Here is a 779-nt window from a genome sequence, read left to right on the forward strand (position 1 = left end):
GCGCTTGATGAGCAGCATGTGGCGTTTTATGTATTCGATGTTTCTGGGCACGGTATCTCGTCTGCTCTGATGTCGTTTTCCATTCAAAAAACGTTATCTCGAAGCTGTGGACCGGAGTCGGTAACGACAGATCTTGTCGAGGGCGAATATGTTGTTTCGGAGCCGAATGTGGTGGTGGAGAGGCTCAACCTTCGATATCAACAAACACCTGACAGCCAATTGTACTTCACAATCGTTTACGCAGTTTTGAATACTCAAACAGGCAAACTGAGGTACTGTACCGCCGGTCACCCTAAGTTCTTATGGCGACATCAATCAGAAGCAACCATTGATATGGTTGGTGATGAGAATTTTATAGTAGGCGCGTTAGCACCAATGCAATACAAGGGCGGGGAAATTACGTTAGAACCAAACGACTCGATTTGGTGTTTTTCTGATGGCGTGGTTGAAGCGCGGTACGACAATGAGCTTTTCTCTGTAAATCGCTTAATCGCGAACGTACAGAGCGTTTCTGGACTTCCATTTGAAGCACAGGTGTCTTCTGTCGTCGAAAGCATTAAACGTTGGCAAGTGAAGGAAGAGCTGGACGACGATTTGACGCTTTTACAACTTCAATGGTTTGGTCCAAACACGTCGACATGTGAGGGTGAGGATGACTGATTACGAGTTTAAAAAAACGTTTCTTAGCTCACTAAAATCTTCCCGTGAGGCGAGTAAGCAGCTTGCCGAGTTTCTCTTTCAGCATCAGGTATTGGTAAGTGATGGCCAACACCTCGAAT

The 779-nt window shown here is 45.8% G+C and carries 1 protein-coding gene; it reads left to right on the plus strand.

The genetic code is table 11. The features are described from left to right. The coding region (locus R8O11_RS26875) for a PP2C family protein-serine/threonine phosphatase (protein ID WP_318194831.1) at positions 1 to 660 on the plus strand (660 nt) is incomplete at its 5' end. Positions 661 to 779 lie beyond the last annotated feature (119 nt).

Source organism: Vibrio sp. 1288, from assembly GCF_033344475.1.